This window comes from Rhodococcus sp. 1R11 (assembly GCF_004563845.1).
Lineage (GTDB): Bacteria > Actinomycetota > Actinomycetes > Mycobacteriales > Mycobacteriaceae > Rhodococcoides.
Genome location: NZ_SPNG01000011.1, coordinates 24,365 through 42,988 on the forward strand (window position 1 = coordinate 24,365; position 18,624 = coordinate 42,988).

General features: G+C 64.1%; 17 protein-coding genes. 11 read left to right on the top strand and 6 right to left on the bottom strand.

Going from position 1 to position 18,624, the window contains the following annotated elements:
- Positions 1-43 precede the first annotated feature (43 nt).
- Positions 44-376, top strand: a complete 333-nt coding sequence (locus tag E4P29_RS18855; protein ID WP_135046695.1) for a hypothetical protein — start codon at positions 44-46, stop codon at positions 374-376.
- Entirely contained in the window at positions 373-540 is a 168-nt protein-coding gene (locus E4P29_RS25985; RefSeq protein ID WP_167735537.1) for a hypothetical protein, read from the top strand. Before E4P29_RS18855 ends, E4P29_RS25985 begins: the two co-directional genes overlap by 4 nt.
- Positions 541-617: 77 nt before the next feature.
- Here the strand turns inward: E4P29_RS25985 and E4P29_RS18860 are convergent, their stop codons facing one another.
- Positions 618-1,511 carry a LysR substrate-binding domain-containing protein gene (locus E4P29_RS18860; protein WP_135046696.1) on the bottom strand — a complete coding sequence of 298 codons (894 nt, stop codon included), beginning with the start codon at positions 1,509-1,511 and terminating at the stop codon, positions 618-620.
- 173 nt (positions 1,512-1,684) lie between these two features.
- On the opposite strand from E4P29_RS18860, the gene E4P29_RS18865 reads away from it, so the two are divergent.
- Positions 1,685-3,193 carry a SulP family inorganic anion transporter gene (locus E4P29_RS18865; RefSeq protein ID WP_135046697.1) on the top strand — a complete coding sequence of 503 codons (1,509 nt, stop codon included), beginning with the start codon at positions 1,685-1,687 and terminating at the stop codon, positions 3,191-3,193.
- 34 nt (positions 3,194-3,227) lie between these two features.
- Positions 3,228-3,632: a MerR family transcriptional regulator gene (locus E4P29_RS18870; protein WP_135046698.1), complete on the top strand. Its 405-nt coding sequence runs from the start codon at positions 3,228-3,230 to the stop codon at positions 3,630-3,632.
- Between the two features lie 11 nt (positions 3,633-3,643).
- On the opposite strand, the gene E4P29_RS18875 is transcribed toward E4P29_RS18870, so the two are convergent.
- Positions 3,644-5,353 carry a ribonuclease J gene (locus E4P29_RS18875; protein ID WP_245154399.1) on the bottom strand — a complete coding sequence of 570 codons (1,710 nt, stop codon included), beginning with the start codon at positions 5,351-5,353 and terminating at the stop codon, positions 3,644-3,646.
- Positions 5,354-5,514: 161 nt separating this feature from the next.
- The gene (locus E4P29_RS18880) at positions 5,515-6,126 is read right to left on the bottom strand and encodes a chorismate mutase (protein WP_052061535.1); all 612 of its coding nucleotides are present in this window, start codon (positions 6,124-6,126) and stop codon (positions 5,515-5,517) included.
- A gap of 127 nt (positions 6,127-6,253) precedes the next feature.
- Here E4P29_RS18880 and E4P29_RS18885 point away from each other — a divergent pair, with 127 nt between their 5' ends.
- Genes E4P29_RS18885 through E4P29_RS18895 form a run of 3 tightly spaced genes read left to right on the top strand, consistent with a single transcriptional unit; the run spans position 6,254 to position 9,278 of the window.
- Positions 6,254-7,792 carry an NAD(P)/FAD-dependent oxidoreductase gene (locus E4P29_RS18885; protein ID WP_245154400.1) on the top strand — a complete coding sequence of 513 codons (1,539 nt, stop codon included), beginning with the start codon at positions 6,254-6,256 and terminating at the stop codon, positions 7,790-7,792.
- Positions 7,789-8,634, top strand: a complete 846-nt coding sequence (locus tag E4P29_RS18890; protein ID WP_135046699.1) for an SDR family NAD(P)-dependent oxidoreductase — start codon at positions 7,789-7,791, stop codon at positions 8,632-8,634. Before E4P29_RS18885 ends, E4P29_RS18890 begins: the two co-directional genes overlap by 4 nt.
- Complete coding sequence (locus E4P29_RS18895) at positions 8,631-9,278, top strand: TetR/AcrR family transcriptional regulator (protein WP_135046700.1); 648 nt, start codon at positions 8,631-8,633, stop codon at positions 9,276-9,278. The genes E4P29_RS18890 and E4P29_RS18895 overlap by 4 nt, the downstream gene beginning before the upstream one ends.
- A gap of 7 nt (positions 9,279-9,285) precedes the next feature.
- Here E4P29_RS18895 and E4P29_RS18900 read toward each other — a convergent pair whose 3' ends face one another.
- From E4P29_RS18900 to E4P29_RS18910, 3 genes are read right to left on the bottom strand one after another with little or no spacing between them, the layout of a single operon-like run.
- Positions 9,286-10,557 (bottom strand): glucarate dehydratase family protein, encoded by a 1,272-nt coding sequence (locus E4P29_RS18900; RefSeq protein ID WP_167735554.1) that lies wholly within the window; start codon positions 10,555-10,557, stop codon positions 9,286-9,288.
- Positions 10,554-11,480: a 5-dehydro-4-deoxyglucarate dehydratase gene (locus tag E4P29_RS18905; RefSeq protein ID WP_135046702.1), complete on the bottom strand. Its 927-nt coding sequence runs from the start codon at positions 11,478-11,480 to the stop codon at positions 10,554-10,556. The genes E4P29_RS18900 and E4P29_RS18905 overlap by 4 nt, the downstream gene beginning before the upstream one ends.
- Before the next feature lie 31 nt (positions 11,481-11,511).
- Positions 11,512-13,110 carry an aldehyde dehydrogenase (NADP(+)) gene (locus tag E4P29_RS18910; protein ID WP_135046703.1) on the bottom strand — a complete coding sequence of 533 codons (1,599 nt, stop codon included), beginning with the start codon at positions 13,108-13,110 and terminating at the stop codon, positions 11,512-11,514.
- Between the two features lie 341 nt (positions 13,111-13,451).
- Between E4P29_RS18910 and E4P29_RS18915 the strand changes: the two genes are divergently transcribed.
- The 4 genes from E4P29_RS18915 (at position 13,452) to E4P29_RS18930 (ending at position 18,445) form a co-directional block, all read left to right on the top strand.
- On the top strand, positions 13,452-14,795 hold the full coding sequence (locus E4P29_RS18915) for an MFS transporter (RefSeq protein ID WP_135046704.1): 1,344 nt from the start codon (positions 13,452-13,454) through the stop codon (positions 14,793-14,795).
- A 32-nt stretch (positions 14,796-14,827) separates the two neighbouring features.
- Positions 14,828-16,174 carry an enolase C-terminal domain-like protein gene (locus E4P29_RS18920; protein WP_135046705.1) on the top strand — a complete coding sequence of 449 codons (1,347 nt, stop codon included), beginning with the start codon at positions 14,828-14,830 and terminating at the stop codon, positions 16,172-16,174.
- Between the two features lie 44 nt (positions 16,175-16,218).
- Complete coding sequence (locus E4P29_RS18925; protein ID WP_135046860.1) at positions 16,219-17,172, top strand: 2-hydroxyacid dehydrogenase; 954 nt, start codon at positions 16,219-16,221, stop codon at positions 17,170-17,172.
- Positions 17,173-17,245: 73 nt separating this feature from the next.
- The gene (locus tag E4P29_RS18930; RefSeq protein ID WP_135046706.1) at positions 17,246-18,445 is read left to right on the top strand and encodes a mandelate racemase/muconate lactonizing enzyme family protein; all 1,200 of its coding nucleotides are present in this window, start codon (positions 17,246-17,248) and stop codon (positions 18,443-18,445) included.
- Positions 18,446-18,624: the final 179 nt, after the last annotated feature.

Genomic DNA, 18,624 nt, shown 5'->3' on the forward strand with positions numbered 1-18,624 from the left:
CCCACCCGCGCTGTCTCGAACCCACCTGAAAGGAACCCAGCCAGTGGCGGCACAAGCCTGGGTCACCCTCATCGTCGGTCTGCTCGCCATCGTCGGCGTGGTGGGAACCGTCAGCCAGCGCACTCGGGCAGACAATCGTTCCCAATCCTGGCAACGCATCACCTGGTGCCTGGAGCGGACCGTCAGTGACAACCCCGACGAGGCTGCACTTGGCTGGACAGTATTCGGCACCGTCGCTGCGACCCCCTTCATCGCTAAGACCGACCGCGACACATTGCAAGCGATCGCCGACATCGACCTCGACAGCAACGACCTAGCGGAAACCGACGACAACAGCGACAATGGGGCTACAACACACCGCGAGGAGCGCCCATGACCACCACCGAACCGCGCCGGGCCTGGACCCCCGAGCAGCGCCGGAAGGTACGCGCAGCAGCCGCAGGAGCGTCCATCAAACTCCGCGAGTACGACAACAAGCCGGTCCCTCAATGGCTCCGTGACGTCGCCGCTGGCAAAGACACCAAGCCGCCCAAAGACTGATCAACTCACGAACCGAACCCCATCTCGTACCGCACTCGCGCGGTCACTGTCCCGTACGCAACTCGATCAGCGTCGCATCACACCCACTCGCGCGTCGGCAGCACGTCGGTCATGAAGCGGTGCAGTGCCGGGTTGTCGTTGTCGACGCGCCAGGCGGCGTCGAGTTCGACGGGGCGTTCCTTCACTGTCCGAACCGGTCGGAACACAACGCCTTCCGGCCGCATGGTCGACGCCGACTCGGGCACCAGGGCCAGTCCGATTCCCGAGCGAACGAGCACCAGCATCGTGTGCACCTGGGTCACGTACTGCACGTAGCGCGGTGAGACCCCGACGATGGTGAAGGTACTGATCAGCAGTTCGTGGAAGTACCGAGCATCGACGGGCGAGTACATGATGATCGGCTGTTCGTCGAAGTCCTCCACCGAGAGTTCGTCCTTCTCGGCGAGCGGGTGTTCTTCGGGCATCGCCGCGATCAGCGACTCGTGCAGGACCGGCCGGGACGCGATGCCCGGTCGCTTGAGCGGGGGTCGGGCCAACCCGAGATCCAGATCGCCGATGGCCAAAGACTCCATCTGTACTGCCGAGACCATCTCGCGTAGAACGAGTTTCACGTCCGGTAGCTTCTCGCGCGCCGCGTCGAGCAGCTGTGGGAGCACCGCATGCGCCGATGCCCCGGTGAATCCGACAACCACGGTCCCCAAGTCTCCGGTGGGAACGCGTCGCACCGTCAGCAATGCGCCCTCGGCGAGGTCGAGGATGCGTCGTGCCTCGGGTAGAAAGGCCAATCCCGCGGCCGTCAGGGTCACCGACCGGCTCGTGCGGTCGATCAGCTGTACGCCGACCTCGCTCTCGAGCTGTTGAATCTGCCTGCTGAGCGGCGGCTGCGTCATGTGCAGGCGTTCGGCGGCGCGGCCGAAGTGCAATTCCTCGGCGACGGCGATGAAGCAGGACAGCCTGTTGAGCGAGAACATCGATTCATTCCTTGCATCGCGCTGGAAGTTTCGGCGTGCCTTTTCGTATGAATCTAGCGTACGACGTCAGAGCCCTGGCAATTGCTACTCTTCTCTCCGGTAAGAGTAGAGTTGTTCGCGGAGTGGACGCCCATCCCGGTTGTCGTCCCTCGTCACCATCGAACGGAGTCGTCGTGTCTCGAGCTGCCCAGGTGCCCGGCACCGCCGTCGAAGACGTCTCGGTGCTGGGTGCGTTGCGCTCACCGAGGCGATTGAAGACCGAGGTTCTTGCCGGACTGGTGGTGGCGCTGGCGTTGATCCCGGAAGCCATTTCGTTCTCGATCATCGCCGGAGTCGATCCTCGTGTCGGGCTGTTCGCGTCGTTCACGATGGCCGTCACCATCTCCATCGTCGGGGGTCGACCGGCGATGATCTCCGCGGCCACCGGAGCGATCGCCCTGGTGGTCGCCCCCTTGGCTCGCGAGTACGGCCTCGACTACCTCATCGCCGCGGTCATCCTCGGCGGAGTCCTGCAGATCGTGTTGAGCGTCCTCGGTGTCGCCAAGCTGATGCGATTCATCCCGCGCAGTGTCATGGTCGGATTCGTCAACGCGCTGGCGATCCTGATCTTCACCTCACAGGTGCCGTACCTGATCGGGGTGCCGTGGTTGGTCTACCCGATGGTCGCCGTCGGACTGCTCATCATGTTCTTCCTGCCGAAGCTCACCACTGTCGTGCCGGCACCTCTGATCGCCATCGTGATCCTCACCGCCGTCACGCTCGTCTTCGCGCTGGCCGTCCCGGACGTGGGCGACGAGGGCGAGCTACCGTCCTCGCTGCCGTCGTTCCTGATCCCGAACGTGCCGTTCACGGTCGACACCCTGTCGACCATCGCGCCGTTCGCATTGGCCATTGCTCTGGTCGGTCTGCTCGAATCGCTGATGACGGCCAAGCTCGTCGACGACATCACCGACTCGCACTCCAACAAGACTCGTGAGGGCTGGGGCCAGGGCGTGGCGAATCTGGTCACCGGATTCACCGGCGGTATGGGCGGCTGCGCGATGATCGGCCAGACCATGATCAACGTGAAGGTCTCCGGTGCCCGCACCCGCATCTCGACGTTCCTCGCCGGCACCTTCCTGCTGATCCTCGTGGTCGGTCTCGGCGACGTCGTCGCGCTCATTCCGATGGCCGCGTTGGTCGCCGTGATGATCATGGTGTCGGTCGGCACCTTCGACTGGCACAGCATTCACCCGAAGACGTTGCGCCGCATGCCCAAGAGCGAAACTCTCGTCATGGTGGCCACCGTGGCTGTCACCGTGGTCACCCACAACCTCGCGTACGGCGTCGTCGTCGGAGTGATCACCGCGATGGTCTTGTTCGCCAGGCGGGTTGCACACCTGACCGAGGTTGTCGACGTCGCACATCCCGACGACGACACCCGCGTCTACGCCGTCAAGGGCGAGTTGTTCTTCGCGTCGAGCAACGATCTGATCTACCAGTTCGACTACGTCGGAGATCCGAAGAACGTCGTCATCGACATGTCCGAATCGCACATCTGGGACGCGTCCACCGTCGCGACCCTCGATGCCATCACCACCAAGTACGCGGCGAAGGGCAAGACGGTGGAGATCGTCGGCCTGAACGCGCCGTCGACCGAGCGGCACGATCGTCTCAGTGGAAACCTGGGCGCCGAGCACTGACTAGGGTGGTTGGTCGGGCGAGGAGAGGCGGCACATGGCAGACGACGGCGTACACATGCAGATCGGGCAGGTAGCTCAGCGAACCGAGCTGTCGATTCGCACGGTTCGTCACTACGACGATGTCGGTCTGGTCACGCCCTCTGCTCGGACCGTCGGCGGCTTCCGGCTCTACACCGAGTCCGACGTCGAACGCCTGCTCGTCATTCGCCGGATGAAGCCACTCGACTTCACGTTGGCCGAGATGAAGCAGCTACTGGAATCCCTCGACGTTCTCGGTGACGAAAACGCGACCGACGACGCGAGGTCGTCGGCCGCGGCTTTCGTTCGCGAGTGCCACACCAAGGCCGAGGACAGCTGCCGCACGTTGCGGCGGCAGCTCGCCTACGCCGAGGAACTCACCGAGGTGCTGTCGACTCGCGGCGCAGCAGCCCAGATCTGACCGGCCCAGCTCTAGCCGTCCACGACCACCGGGACGATGAGGGGCTGACGGCCCAGGGTCTGCTTGGCCCAGCGGGCCGATTCCTGCACGATGCGCTTCTCGATGTTCTCGCGGGAGGCAACCTTGACGTCGCTCTCGCGGGTGAGGGTCTTGCCGATCGCCTTGGCCAACGAGTCGAAAGCGTTTGCCTCGTGGGCGAATCCGCGTCCGATGAAGTCGACGTCGTCGACCAGCAGGCCGGTGTCGGGATCGACGATCGCGATGACGGTCAGCACGCCCTCGTTCGCGAGGAGGCGACGCTCGGCCAGTGAATCCTCCGTCACGCCACCGACGGCACTGCCGTCGACGTAGATCAGTTCGATGGGGACGGAGCCGGTGATCTGCGCTACGCCGTCGTACAGGTCGATGACGCTTCCGTTCTCGGCGATGATCACACGATCGCGAGGAACGCCGGTCCTGATCGCGAGATCGGCATTGGCCCGCAGGTGCCGCGATTCACCGTGTACGGGAAGCACATTGGCGGGTTCGAGGATGTTGTAGCAGTAGACGAGCTCGCCTGCGCTGGCGTGACCGGAGACGTGCACCTTCGCATTGCCCTTGTGCACCACGCGGGCGCCCTTGTCGACGAGGCCGTTGATGACGCGGTAGATCGCGTTCTCGTTGCCGGGGATCAGGCTGCTCGCCATCAGCACGGTGTCGCCGTCGCCGACCTTGATCTGATGCTCGCCCGACGCCATCCGCGACAGAGCCGCGAGGGGCTCGCCCTGCGATCCGGTGCAGATCAGGGTGATCTTGTTGGCCGGAAGCCGATTGAGCTTCGGCAGGTCCACGACGAGGCCGTCGGGAACGTCGAGGTAGCTCAGATCGGTCGCAATTTTCATGTTGCGCACCATCGATCGGCCGACGAACGCAACCTTGCGGCCCTGCGCGTGCGCGGCGTCGAGTACCTGTTGAATGCGGTGCACGTGACTGGCGAAGCTCGAGACGATCACGCGTCCCGTCGTTTCGCGGAACACCTTCTCGATGGCCGGGACCAGGTCGCGTTCGGAGACCATGAACCCGGGCACTTCGGCGTTGGTGGAGTCGACGAGGAGTAGATCGAGCCCTTCCTCGCCGAGGCGTGCGAAGCTACGGAGGTCGGTGATCCGACCGTCCAGCGGAAACTGGTCCATCTTGAAGTCACCGGTGTGCAGCACCAGCCCGGCGTCGGTACGAATGGCGATGGCCAGACCGTCGGGAATCGAGTGGTTGACGGCGATGAACTCGAGCTCGAACGGGCCTTCCTGCCGGGTCTGTCCCGCCTCGACCTCGATCAGCGTGGTCGAGACCCTGAACTCCTCGAACTTGGCCGCCAGGAAGTGCAGTGTCAGCCGCGACGAGATGACGGGGATGTCGCCACGCTCGCGCAGCAGATAGGGGACGCCGCCGATGTGGTCCTCGTGTCCGTGCGTCAGAACGATCGCTACGACGTCGTCGAGGCGATCCCGGATGCAACTCCAGTCGGGGAGGATGACGTCGACGCCCGGCTGATGCTCTTCGGGGAACAGCACGCCGCAGTCGACGATGAGCAGTTTTCCGTCGTATTCGAAGACGGTCATGTTGCGGCCGATCTCGCCGAGACCGCCGGTCGCGATCACGCGAAGGTGCCCTGCCTGCAGTGCGGACGAGGATCGCTTTCTCGGAGCGGCGGGGGATTTCCGGTTACGTGGTGATCTCGACATGTGGTCAACGCTACGGGGGCCTCCCGACCTGGATTTCACCCCGGTCCGTAGATCCACGCAATGTTCCCTGTCGAGGACGGAATGCCGACCTTGTCATGGCCGTCCTCGAGCCGTCGACAGGCGGTCGTCCACGTCGATCGCGCGGCCGACAGACTTGTTCTTCAGGGGGTGCAGAGTGAGCGCGACGCAGCAACCAAGGCTGCCGCGTGGACGACGTCGCTGCCGTGTTCGGTGTTCGTGGCATAGACCGCCTGGACGAGGTCCGTGTAGCACGTCGGTGATCGAAGGGCTTGCGCATTCGACGCCAGCTGGGTGACCAGCTCCGAGGTGAGTGCCGTGATGCGTTCCCGGATCGGCGCGAGGTCCGTGGGCGCATCGGGAGCGCCGGTTGGATCGGCGTGCCACTGGGCCAGGCGGAGCGATTGGATCGCCTTGCCCACCTCGATCTGGTCGCGAACCACTGTCCCTGCGCGTTCGGGTGCAAGTCCGAGCCCGATGGCCGCGTTCTGCGCGGTATCGATCACCTGGGCCTCGCGCTCGGGATCACTGACCGGGCTGCCTGTCTTCCACTTCACCGCGGCCACGCTGTCTGCGGTGGCCAGACGCTCTGCAAGAACGTCGGTCAGAGATTGCAGATTCTCGGCGGGCGTCTCGGCCGAGCTCGTCGCTGCCGTCGGCAGCAGAACCAGCGGTACGGCTGCAGAGATCACGGCGATTCTGGCGATGCGACGCAGTCGCGATGCGTTCGCCGGTAGGGACACCGCAGTAGGCATGTCACGCACCCTTCGTTCGACGGTTCGGCGCTGCTCGGAACGGCAGCGCACGACGCCGATAGTGCCCGACGGTGGTGAACAGTGAGCGAACCGCCATTGCGGAATCGCGCGTCATCACTTTAAAGTGATGACGCGCTTCATCGGATTGCGTCTCGTGCGGGAGGGGTTCGTCGACATGCATATTCACACCGTGGTGATCATCGGTAGCGGTTTCGGAGGTCAGTGCGCCGCCAAAGCCCTGCTCGACCGCGATATCGACGACCTCGTCATTCTCGAGCGAAGGCCCTTTCTCGGTGGAACCTGGAAGCAGAATCGCTACCCGGGCGCAGCAGTCGATGTGCAGAGCCCGCTCTACTCCATTGCTTCCGAGCCGTTCGAGTGGTCGCGCATGTTCGCCGAGCGGGAGGAACTCGAGCGCTATACCCAGCACGTGCTCGAGTCCAACGGGCTGCCGCAACGCACACATGCCGATACCGACGTGCAGAAGATCGAATGGGTCGGCAATCACTGGCTGATCACCACCTCGCGCGGTGAGTACGCCGCGAAGTTCGTCGTCAACGCGTCGGGACCACTCAGCACTCCGGTGATCCCGCAGTTCTCGGGCCGAGAGAAGTTCCGCGGCAAACAGTTCCACACCAACGACTGGGACACCTCCTACGATCACAGCGGCAAACGGGTCGCCATCGTCGGTAGCGGGGCCAGCGCGGCGCAGGTGATCCCCGCAATCCAACCCGACGTCGAGGCGTTGCACGTCTTCCAGCGCACCCCGCACTGGGTGATGCCGCGTCACGACCGCGAATTCACGCCGTTGCAACGAAAGTTGCTGCGATTCGAACCCATTCGACGGCTGGTACGAGCCGGCATCTACTGGAGCCTCGAGACCCGCATCATCGGGTTCAAGTACTCGCGGCGAATGCTGAAAGCGGTGGCCCAGCGCACTGCCCTGAAGCACATCGAGTCTCAGGTTCCGGACTCCGAGCTTCGGGCGAAAGTCACCCCCGACTACACCATCGGGTGCAAGCGGGTGCTGCTGTCCAACACGCTGTATCCCGCGCTGGGCCAGGTGAACGTGACCCTGCACGACAAGAACGACGGCATTGCCGAGATCACCGAAACCGGGGTCGTGACCACCTCGGGTGAACACGTCGACGTAGACCTGCTGGTGTGGTCCACCGGATACGACGCCACCGACGGGGTCATCTCGTATCCGGTGATCGGGCGGGACGGCCGGGCGCTGTCGGACGTCTGGGATCCCTACCCCCGCGCGTACCTCGGCACCACGATTCCCGGCTTTCCCAACCTGTTCGTCGTCACCGGGCCGAACACCGGAATCGGGCACACTTCCGCGATCTTCCTCATCGAGGCGCAGATGGAGTACATCGTGCGGGCCGTGGATGCCGTCCGTAATTCCGGCGGGCTGGCGATCGAGGTTACCGAAGCCGCTGAGCAGGCGTACACCGAGAAGATTCACCGGGATATGGAGGGCACCGTCTGGAAGGACGGCGGCTGCCACAGCTGGTACCAATCGAAATCGGGGCACGTGGTGGCCATGTTCCCGGGATTCAGCTTCACATTTCGCCGGTGGGCCAAGCGTTTTCGGCCGGAAGCCCATCACATCCACCGGTCATCGACCGAGATGACGACGAAAGACGAGGTGTCGGCATGAAGAATCATTCGGGCCAGGTAGCGCTGATCACGGGAGCGGCAGGCGGCATCGGCTCTGCTGTGGCGGCAGCACTGCATCGACGCGGTGCCTCGATCGTTCTGGTCGACAGGGAATCGACCGATCTCGACGCGGTCGCGGCGAAGCTGGGCAACCAGCGCGTAGCAATCGCCTATGCCGACGTCACCGTGCGAGAGCAGCTCGACGCAGCGGTGACCACCGCGATCGAGACGTTCGGCACGCTCGACATCGTGATGGCGAACGCGGGAATCTCCAGCGGTGCACAGGCATCGACCATCCGTTCCGTCGACGACGGTGTTTTCGAGAGAGTCATCGGGGTCAATCTCGTCGGGGTGTGGAACACGGTGCGTGCAACGCTGCCGCACATCGTCGAGTCCGGGGGCTACGTGCTGCTCACCTCCTCGACATACGCCTACCTCAATGGGCTGGCGAACGCACCGTACGCGGCCTCGAAGGCGGCAGTGGAACAACTCGGTCGTGCTCTGCGCACGGAACTCGCGGGCACGAAAGCGACAGCGGGAGTGCTGTATCCGGGGTGGGTGGCAACTCCGATCGCCGAGGTCGCATTCGGCGGCGACACCGTCGCGACGGCGATGACAGCTCGAGCCTTTCCCACTCCGTTGCTCCGCCCGATCACACCGGACAAGCTCGCCCGCGTGGCCGTGCGAGGGATCGGACGGCGGGCTGCGCGTATCGCTGTGCCCGGTCGCTGGATCCCGATCTCGATACTGCGCGGCATCGTCAACCCGATCATGGACACCATGATGGAGCGGGACGCCGAATTGATCCGGCTCACTGCCGAACTGGATGCCCGACGGAAATGAGCACAGTGTCCGACGCGGCAGGCCGCGCCTACGGCGGTGAGAGCGCGGCCGACCGCGACGACCGCAGGCGGCGGCAGCTTCTGGACGCCGGCCTGCGGGTGTTCGGCAGCATCGGGTTCCGCGCCGCGACCGTCCGCGGACTGTGCCGCGAGGCCAAGATCGCCGACCGCCACTTCTATCAGTATTTCGACAAGACCGAGGATCTCCTGCTCGCTGTCTACGCAGAATGCATTGCGCAACTGACGGACTCGGTGTCCGAAGCCATGGCAGAAGTAGATCCTGACGGTGATCTCGGGGCCGTTGCAAAGCAGTTGCTCGAACCGTTCTTCCAGGTTGTCGAGGACCCGCACCTTGCCCGCGTGGTGTGGATGGAGGTGCTCGGGGTCAGTCCTCGCGTCGAGCAGACGTATCTGACGGTGATGCAGCAATTCGGGACACTTCTGCTCGGTTACCTCCGCACGTTCGCGGGTGAGGTGCCCTCGGGCCCCGATATGGATGTCGACCTGCTCGCCACGGCTGCGATCGGCGGAATCAGCCACACTGCGATGACCTGGTTCCAGAGCGGCTACGCCGCGGATCGCCGCATAGTCGTCGCCACGATCGCGACGATGCTCGTCAACATCGTCGCGCCGCTGCAGACGTAGAGTCCGATCACCAACGTGGGCAGGTGTTCTCGAAGCTCGGATCAATGCTCTGCATGTAGCCGGTGTCGTCGCGGTCGCGAATTCCGCAGTCGAGGTACTGCTGATGCAGTGCCGCGAGCGCGTCCTCGTCGATCTCGATTCCCAGACCGGGCCCGGTGGGAACGGCCACTGCGCCCTCGACGAAGTTCAACACGCCCGGCACGACGACATCCTCGTTCTTCCATGGCCAATGCGTGTCGCAGGCATAGGTCAAGTTCGGTGTCGCCGCTGCGAGATGAACCATGGCGGCCAGACTGATTCCGAGGTGGCTGTTGGAGTGCATCGACAGCCCCATCTCGAACGTCTCGCAGATTCCGGCGAGCAACCTCGATCGCTGTAGTCCACCCCAGTAATGGTGGTCGGACAACACCACCTGCACCGAATCCTTCACCACCGCGGGCTTCAGATGATCGAAAGCGACGACACACATGTTGGTCGCCAGTGGCATCTTCGCCTCGCGCGCGACCTCGGCAATCCCGTCGAGACCGGGTGTCGGGTCTTCGAGGTATTCCACGATGCCGTCCAGCTCGGAAGCGACTCGGATGGACGTGTCGACCGTCCACGCGGCGTTGGGGTCGAGTCGAAGCGGCAGCTCCGGGAATGCTTCGCGGAGCGCCTTGATTCCGGCGATCTCTTCGTCGGGTGGAAAGACGCCACCCTTGACCTTGATGGCTCCGAAGCCGTACTCGTCGATCATCTTTCGGGCCTGACGAACCAAGCCGTCCGGATCGATCGCCTCGCCCCATTCGTCGGGTTTCCGGCCGGGATGAGCTGCCCACTTGTAGAACAGATACGCACTGAACGGAACCGAGTCCCGAACCTTGCCGCCGAGCAGGTCGGACACCGGTCGACCCAGGACCTTGCCCTGCACGTCCAGGCACGCGATCTCGAACGGGGAGAACACCCGATCGGTGGTGCTCGCCGTGGTGATCATGCCTGCGACGCCGTCTCCGCCTGTGATCGACAGGGTTCCCAAAACGGTATCGACGGCATCTCGAATGTCGTTGAGAGCGAACACGTCCAGGCCGGTGATGGCTGTGGAGGCCGCGTCGAGACGAGCCAGATGTGCAGTGTCGGCGTACGTTTCACCGAGTCCGACGACTCCGGCGTCGGTGTCCAACTGAATGATGGCGCGTAGCGCATAGGGCTGATGCACGCCGACGGTGTTGAGCAGCGGAGGATCGACGAAGGCGATCGGAGTGATTCGAGCGCCGGTGATCAGAACCGGATCCTGCATCAGTGCACTGCGAGTTCGTCTGCGAGTACGGCCCGGCCGGCGGCAACGATCGCAGTGAGTTCCTCGAGGTGCGGTGCGCTGATGTCCACCAGGGGTGGGCGAACCGGCCCTGCTTCGATGCCCTCCATCGTCACGCCGGCCTTGATGAGGGAGACGGCGTATCCGGGAACCTTGTCGCGCAAGCGGACGAGCGGATGGAAGAACTCACGAAGCAATGCGGCAGTGAGCTTTTCGTTGCCACTGTCGAGAGACCGGTAGAACGCCAATGCCAGTTCGGGTGCGAACGCGAATGTCGCGGACGAGTACAGCGTGACACCGATCGCTCGGTACGCCTGCTGGGAGACCTCGGCGGTGGGTAGTCCGTTGAAGAACTGGAAGGGCTTGCCCGACGGCTCCAGAGCGTCCAGTACCGCGCGGACGATGCGGCCGACCTGATCGAGATCGCCCGTGCCGTCCTTGAATCCGACGACGGTGGGAAGTTGTGCGACCTCGACGGCGGACTCCTCGGTGAAGCGAGCGTTGCCACGGTTGTAGACGATCAGCGGTAGATCCGACGAGGCGGCAACGGCCTTGGTGTAATTGACCAGACCGGCTTGCGGCATCGTCACCAGGTACGGCGGCAGTAACAGAATGCCGTCGGCTCCGTTGGCCTTCGCAGCGACTGCGAACGCCTTGGCCTGCGCGACGGATCCGCCTGCACCGGCGTAGACAGGAACGCGGCCTGCGACGACGTCGACTGCTGTGCGCACGATCTTGCCGAACTCCTCGAGTTCGAGTGCGTGGAATTCGCCGGTGCCGCAGGCGATGAACACTCCGCCGGGTCCCGCGTCGACACCCTTCGCAATATGAGCGGCCAGGAGGTCGTAATCGACCTCACTGGATGCGGTGAACGGGGTGACGGGGAAGAACAGAACTCCGTCGAGCATGGGGGTCTCCTCGAGAATTAGGTGGGGTGTGTCAGTCTTGGGTGAGCTGGCCGTCGATGCGGCGGAAGATTCCGTCCGGGTTTCCGTCCGCTATAGCGTTGGGCAACAACGATTTCGGCACGTCCTGGTACGCGACCGGGCGCAGGAAACGTTCGATCGCGAGCGATCCGACCGACGTGGTGCGGGAGTCCGAGGTCGCGGGGAACGGCCCGCCGTGCACCATGGCGTGGCCGACCTCGACTCCGGTGGGCCATCCGTCGAACAGGATTCGGCCGGCCTTGAGTTCGAGCACCGACAGCAACTTTCCGGCCTCGGAATGATCGGATTCATCGGCATGAACGGTTGCGGTGAGCTGACCTTCGAGCTGTGCCGCCACCCGCCGAACCTGCTGGGCATCTGCACAGCGCACGACGAGGCTCGACGCGCCGAACACCTCGGCCTGCGCTGCCTCCGAGGTGAGGAACGTGTCCGCATCGGTGTCGAACAGTGCTGCGCGGCAGGCATTCGGGGCGTCGGTGTCGGATCCCCGAGCTACTACCGTCACTGCGTCGGACAGTGTTCGCACGCCCTCGGCGTAGCTAGAGGCGATGTTCGGCGTCAGCATCGTGGAGGGTGCGGCTTCTTGCACGGCGGCGGCGGCAGCGTCGGTGAACGACTGCAAGCCCGGACCGTCGACGGCGATGACCAGACCGGGGTTGGTGCAGAACTGACCCGAGCCCATCGTCAACGATGCGACGAACGCACGGCCCAATTCGGCTCCACGGGTGGCGAGCGCACCGTCCATGACGAACACCGGGTTGATGGAACTCATCTCGGCGTACACCGGGATGGGCTCACGACGACCCGCCGCAGCGGCGACGAGAGCTGTTCCACCCGAACGTGATCCGGTGAATCCGACGGCCTTGATGCGGGAGTCGGTGACCAGCGCGGTGCCGAGTCCGCGGCCGGATCCGAAGAGCAACGAGAATGTGCCGGGGGGCATTCCGGTGGAGACGATCGCGTCGGTGATGGCGCGGGCGACCAATTCGGAGGTTCCCGGGTGAGCGTCGTGTGCCTTGACGACCACTGGGCAGCCGGCAGCCAGGGCGGACGCGGTGTCTCCGCCTGCGACGGAGAAGGCGAGAGGGAAGTTGCTGGCACCGAACACGGCAACCGGCCCGAGCGGGATCTTGCGCTGGCGGATGTCTGCACGCGGCAGCGGGCTGCGCTCGGGCTGAGCCGGGTCGATGCGGGCGCCGTTCCAACTGCCCTCGCGCAGAACCGAAGCGAACAGGCGGAGTTGACCGGTGGTGCGGCCGACCTCGCCGGTGATGCGTGCCAGCGGTAGTCCGGACTCGGCGACAGTGCGCTCGATGAGTGCATCGCCCAGGGCTGCGATGTTGTCGGCGATGGTCTCGAGGAATTGTGCGCGAGTTTCCGAGGAAGTGGCGCGGTAGTCGGCGAAGGCGTCGGCCGCTGCGGCACAGGCCCGCTCGACATCCGAGTCGTCGCCGTGACCGTAGGCGGGTTCGAGATTCTCGCCGGTGCTGGGGTCGATCCCGTGAATCTGCGTCCCGGCACCGAATACCGGAACGCCGGCGATGATCATCCGACCGGTGAGGTCGGTGGACTGTGTTGTCGACGCTGTCATGGGGTGACTCCTAGGGCTGTGTAGCGGTGCGTGCAGTGATGCCGAGGTCGTGACCTGGCTCATAGCTCACCACGGTAGGAGCCGGATCGATACATGTCCAAGTCAAAAGATGTCGGTTTCGATGCACCTTCGGCATCGACCGGCCGGCTGGCCTCGTCGAGCCCGCACGTCTACTCGGATGCCGTTTCAGCATCGATCTATGCACAGATGGTGTTGGACGTGAATCGATCCGTGGCCCTACTGTCGCTTGTGAGCCGAGTCACTGGATGCTTCGAGGTCTGCGTATGTCACTTGGCCTGTCCGGTACGGAACAACGCCCCAGCTACAGAAAGGAGTGATCGATGCCGATCACTCTCCCGCCGACGCCGGCGGTCGACTCTGCCGTCGCAAAGATCTTCCGGCGGGTCGTCCCGTTGTTCATCATCATGTTGATCTGCAATCAACTCAACAGGTCGAATATCGGCTACGCACGCGAGCATCTGGAAGCCGATGTCGGTATCGGAGCCGCTGCGTACGGGTTCGGTGCAGGCGTCTTCTTCATCGCGTACGCGATCTTCGAGCTGCCCAGCAACGTGATGATGGAGAAGTTCGGAGCCAAGATCTGGCTGACGCGGATCATGGTCAGCTGGGGTGCCATCTCGTTCGCGATGGCATTCGTCAACGGCTCCACGATGTTCTACATCCTGCGATTCCTTCTCGGAGCCGCCGAAGCCGGGTTCTTCCCGGCGATCATCTTCTATTTCGCCAAGTGGCTTCCCAACAGTCATCGAGGTCGAGCCACCGCGTTGTTCGTGGCCGGCTCCTCGGTGGCCGCAGCGATCTCCGGGCCGCTGTCCGGTCCGTTGCTGTCCCTCGACGGACTCTTCGGAGCTCGGGGTTGGCAGTACTTGTTCGGCATCGAGGGGCTGCTGTCCATCGTCGTCGGCGTGATCGCCTACTTCGTCATCGACTCCCACGTCACCGACGCCAAGTGGCTCACGGCCGAGGAGAAGAAGGATCTCAACGAGGCCATTGCCGTCGAAGAAGCGGAGAAGGCCCGCACGTCCGGTATGGGGGACGGGCGGTCGCGGTGGAAGATGCTGCTCGATCCCAAGCTGCTGCTGTTCATCTGGATCTACTTCGCCATCCAGCTCTCCATCTACGCCAACACGTTCTGGCTACCGTCCATCGTTCGCCGAATCGACGGGACGAACGACATCACCGTCGGACTGCTCTCCTCGCTGCCGTGGATCTGCGCGGTCTTCGCGATGTACTACATGTCCAAGATCGGTGACCGGACCGGCAACCGTCGACCCCTGTTGATCGTCGCCCTGGTGACCGCCGCAGTGGGCACATTGTTGGCCGCGGTGGCCACACCGTGGATCGCGCTGATCTTCTTGTGCGTCGCCGCAATGGGATTCAAGAGCGCTAGCCCGCTGTTCTGGTCGATCCCGCAGTCGACGCTGCACCCGATGGTTCTCGCGGCAGCCATTGCCGTCATCAACTCGGTGGGCAATCTCGGAGGCTTCGTCGCGCCGTTCGGCTTCGGACTGATCCAGGAAGCGACAGGGTCGGTCACGTGGGGTCTGTACGCCCTCGCCGGCGCGTCGGCTCTCGCAGCGCTGTCGGTCCTTCTCATCAAGAAGCCGCGCGGGGTCGTAGCCGCAGCCGACAGCATCGACGCTGCAGTACCCACGAAGAAATAGAATTCGATTCCACCGGCCGAGAGGGTCCGATCATGAACTCGCAGAACAGCACCCCCGTCGTCACCGACATGCGTGTCATTCCCATCGCCGGTCACGACGACATGTTGCTGAACCTCAGCGGCGCGCACGCGCCGTATTTCACTCGCAATCTCGTGGTGCTCACCGACTCGGACGGACGCACAGGCGTCGGTGAAGTGCCGGGCGGAGAGCCCATTCGGCAGACGCTCGAGGACGCGCGTGTGCTGGTCGAGGGACAGAGCATCGGCCGGTACAACGCGGTGCTGGCCGGCATGCGTCGCGCGTTCGCAGATCGCGATGCCGGTGGCCGCGGCGCGCAGACGTTCGATCTGCGGATCGCCATTCATGCGGTGACCGCGGTGGAATCGGCATTGTTGGATCTGCTCGGTCAGCATCTCGGCGTCAGTGTCGCGGCATTGTTGGGCGACGGGCAGCAGCGCGAGAAGGTGCAGGCGTTGGGCTACCTGTTCTTCGTCGCCGACCGCAACAAGACCGATCTCGCGTACCGGAGCAGCGCCGACGAGGCGGCCGGAGCCGAGGACTGGCTGCGGATCAGGCACGAGGAAGCGATGGATCCGGAGTCGATCGTGCGCCTCGCCGAGGCTGCGCAGGCACGCTACGGTTTCCAGGATTTCAAGCTCAAGGGTGGTGCACTGCCGGCAGCCGAGGAGGCCGCCGCTGTGCGTGCTCTGGCCGAACGCTTTCCGGAGGCGCGAATCACGTTGGATCCCAACGGCGGCTGGTTGCTGAAGGATGCGATCGAGACCTGCCGCGGGCTGCGTGACGTGCTGGCGTACGCCGAGGATCCCGTCGGCCCCGAGGGCGGTTTCTCGGGCCGCGAGGTGATGACGGAGTTCAAGCGGGCCACCGGGTTACAGACCGCGACCAACATGATCGCAACGGATTGGCGCGAAATGGGCCACACCGTTCGATCCGGTGCCGTGGACATCCCGTTGGCCGATCCACACTTCTGGACGATGGCCGGTTCGGTCCGTGTCGCTCAGCTCTGCGACGCGTGGGGTCTGACCTGGGGATCGCACTCCAACAACCACTTCGACGTCTCTCTGGCGATGTTCACGCACGTCGCAGCAGCAGCTCCCGGGAACATCACCGCCATCGACACCCACTGGATCTGGCAGGACGGCCAGCGAGTCACCAAGGAGCCGTTCACGATCGAGGATGGCTACCTCACGGTGCCCGACAAGCCCGGTCTGGGAGTCGAACTCGACTTCGAGCAGATCGACGCGGCGCACGAGCTGTACCAGAAGGAAGGACTGGGGGCCCGAGACGACGCCATCGGCATGCAGTACCTCATCGAGGGCTGGACGTTCGACAGCAAGCGCCCGGCCCTCGTTCGATGAGTTCTCGTTCGATGAGTTCTGGCTCGATGAGTTCCGGTGCGTCGATGAAGATCGTCGTCGGTGACCGTAACGTCGTGCCACATCGCGAGCAGTTCGAGGCGGGTCTGCCGGCGAACGCCGAGGTGGTGTGGAGTGTTCCGTTCGACGAGCAGGACGTGATCGCTCATCTCCACGACGCCGACGTCTATGTCGGCGGCAAGTTCAGCGCGGCTATGGGGGCCGCTGCCCCGAGGCTGCGGATGGTTCACGTTGCCGGTGCCGGTACCGACAACGTGGATCGTTTCGGAATGCGGCCTGACGTGCAGGTCTGCAACACCTTTCACCACGAACAGTCGATTGCCGAATACGTCGTCGCGGCAACGGTGATGTTGCGACGAAAGTTTCTGCAGCAGGACCGCGCCCTCCGCTCGGGGGTGTTCGCCACGTCCGTGTACGACCCGACCATCCCTCAGCCGTTGTCGCTGAGCGGTGCGCGAATCGGGTTCGTCGGCTTCGGGCACATCGGCCGGCAGACCTGGCAGCTGTTTCGCGCATACGGAGCCAGCGGTGCTGCCGTCACCGGCAGCGGACAGGCCGCCGCCGATGGTCTTCGATGGGTCTCGGACACAGCAGGTCTCGGTGAGTTGGCTGACTTCGCCGACGTGCTGGTGGTATCCGCACCACTGAACGAGAACACCCGCGGCATGATCGGTGCCGAGGAACTGCGCAGTCTGGGAAGCGACGGGATCGTCGTCAACGTCGGCCGAGGCCCGTTGATTCAGGAACGACCATTGTTCGACGCCCTGTCTCGCAACGAGATCGCCGCCGCAGCCATCGATGTCTGGTACAGCTACCCGGGTCCGGACGGACGTGGTGAGCCCAGCTCACTGCCGTTCCGCGAGCTGGAGAACGTGCTGATGACGCCGCACTCGTCGGGCGTCACGCAGCACACGTTCGTCGGCCGGGTCGCCGACATCGCGTCGAACATCAATGCACTTGCCGTATCGATGGACCGCTGAATTGTGTTGGACGCGCATTGAAACCCGAATTAGGCTGTGAGGCAACACCCTTCGCAATCACAGGAGATGTGAGATGACAACGTACATCGACAAGCCCTCGAGCGGACTCACCGCGCCCGATGCGGCGATTCGAGCCCTCGCATCCGGTGACGCGTCCGTCGACCGCATCGCCGAGGTGACGCTGTCCTCGATCGTGCTGCCGCTGCGCAATCCGATCAGCGACGCCAAGGTTCTCACCGGTCGACAGAAGGCGATGACCGAGGTGGTGTTTCTGTTCGTCGAGATACGTACCGAACAGGGCCATGAGGGAATCGGTTTCAGCTATTCGAAGCGGGCGGGTGGGCCTGCCCAGTTCGCGCACGCCCAGGAGATCGCGCCGGTGCTCATCGGTGAGGACCCGAACGATATCGGCAAGATCTGGACCACGTTGGTGTGGGCCGGAGCGTCGGTCGGCCGCAGTGGTGTGGCCACACAGGCAATCGCTGCGATCGATATTGCCCTGTGGGATCTCAAGGCCAAGCGCGCCGGGTTACCGTTGGCGAAGCTGATCGGCGCGTCCCGCGATTCGGTGCAGACGTACAACACCTCCGGTGGATTTCTGCACACCCCGATCGAGGAGGTCATGGACAACGCGGCCAGGTCACTCGCCAACGGCATCGGTGGCATCAAACTCAAGGTGGGTCAGCCGGATTGGCGCACCGACATCTCCCGCGTCACCGCGGTACGCGAGTTTCTCGGTGACGACGTGCCGCTGATGGTCGACGCCAATCAACAGTGGGATCGGCCGACGGCGAACCGCATGTGCCGCATTCTCGAGCAGTTCGACCTCGTCTGGATCGAGGAACCGCTCGATGCCTACGACGCCGAGGGGCATGCGATGCTGGCCAGGACTTTCGGCACCTCCATCGCGACGGGGGAGATGCTGGCCAGCGTCGGCGAGCATGTCCGTCTCCTCGAGGCGGGCGCGGTCGACATCCTGCAGCCCGATGCACCCCGAATCGGCGGCATCACCCAGTTCTTGAAACTGGCCGGGTTGGCCGAACACCACAATGTGCAGCTTGCCCCGCACTTCGCGATGGAGATTCACCTGCACCTCGCAGCGGTGTATCCCCTGCAGACCTGGGTCGAGCACTTCGACTGGTTGGACCCACTGTTCGACGAGCACCTCGAGACGCGCGACGGCCGAATGCATCTGTCCGCTCGTCCTGGATTGGGATTCACGCTGAGCGCGCAGGGGCGGGCCTGGACGGTGGCGAAGGCAGTGGTGCGCTGACGCGGGAGCGCTGACGCGCTTGTGCGCGGGAGTGGAGCCCGCGGAATGACCCAGGTGTATGGAAACTCGACCCCTGCTACGAAGTTCCGCGCACGTGCCGCGAAGCGGCTCGTCCCACCGGTACTGTCTCCCGAGTGACAGACGCTCGCCCGGCATCGCGATGGTCCACGGTCTTCCGG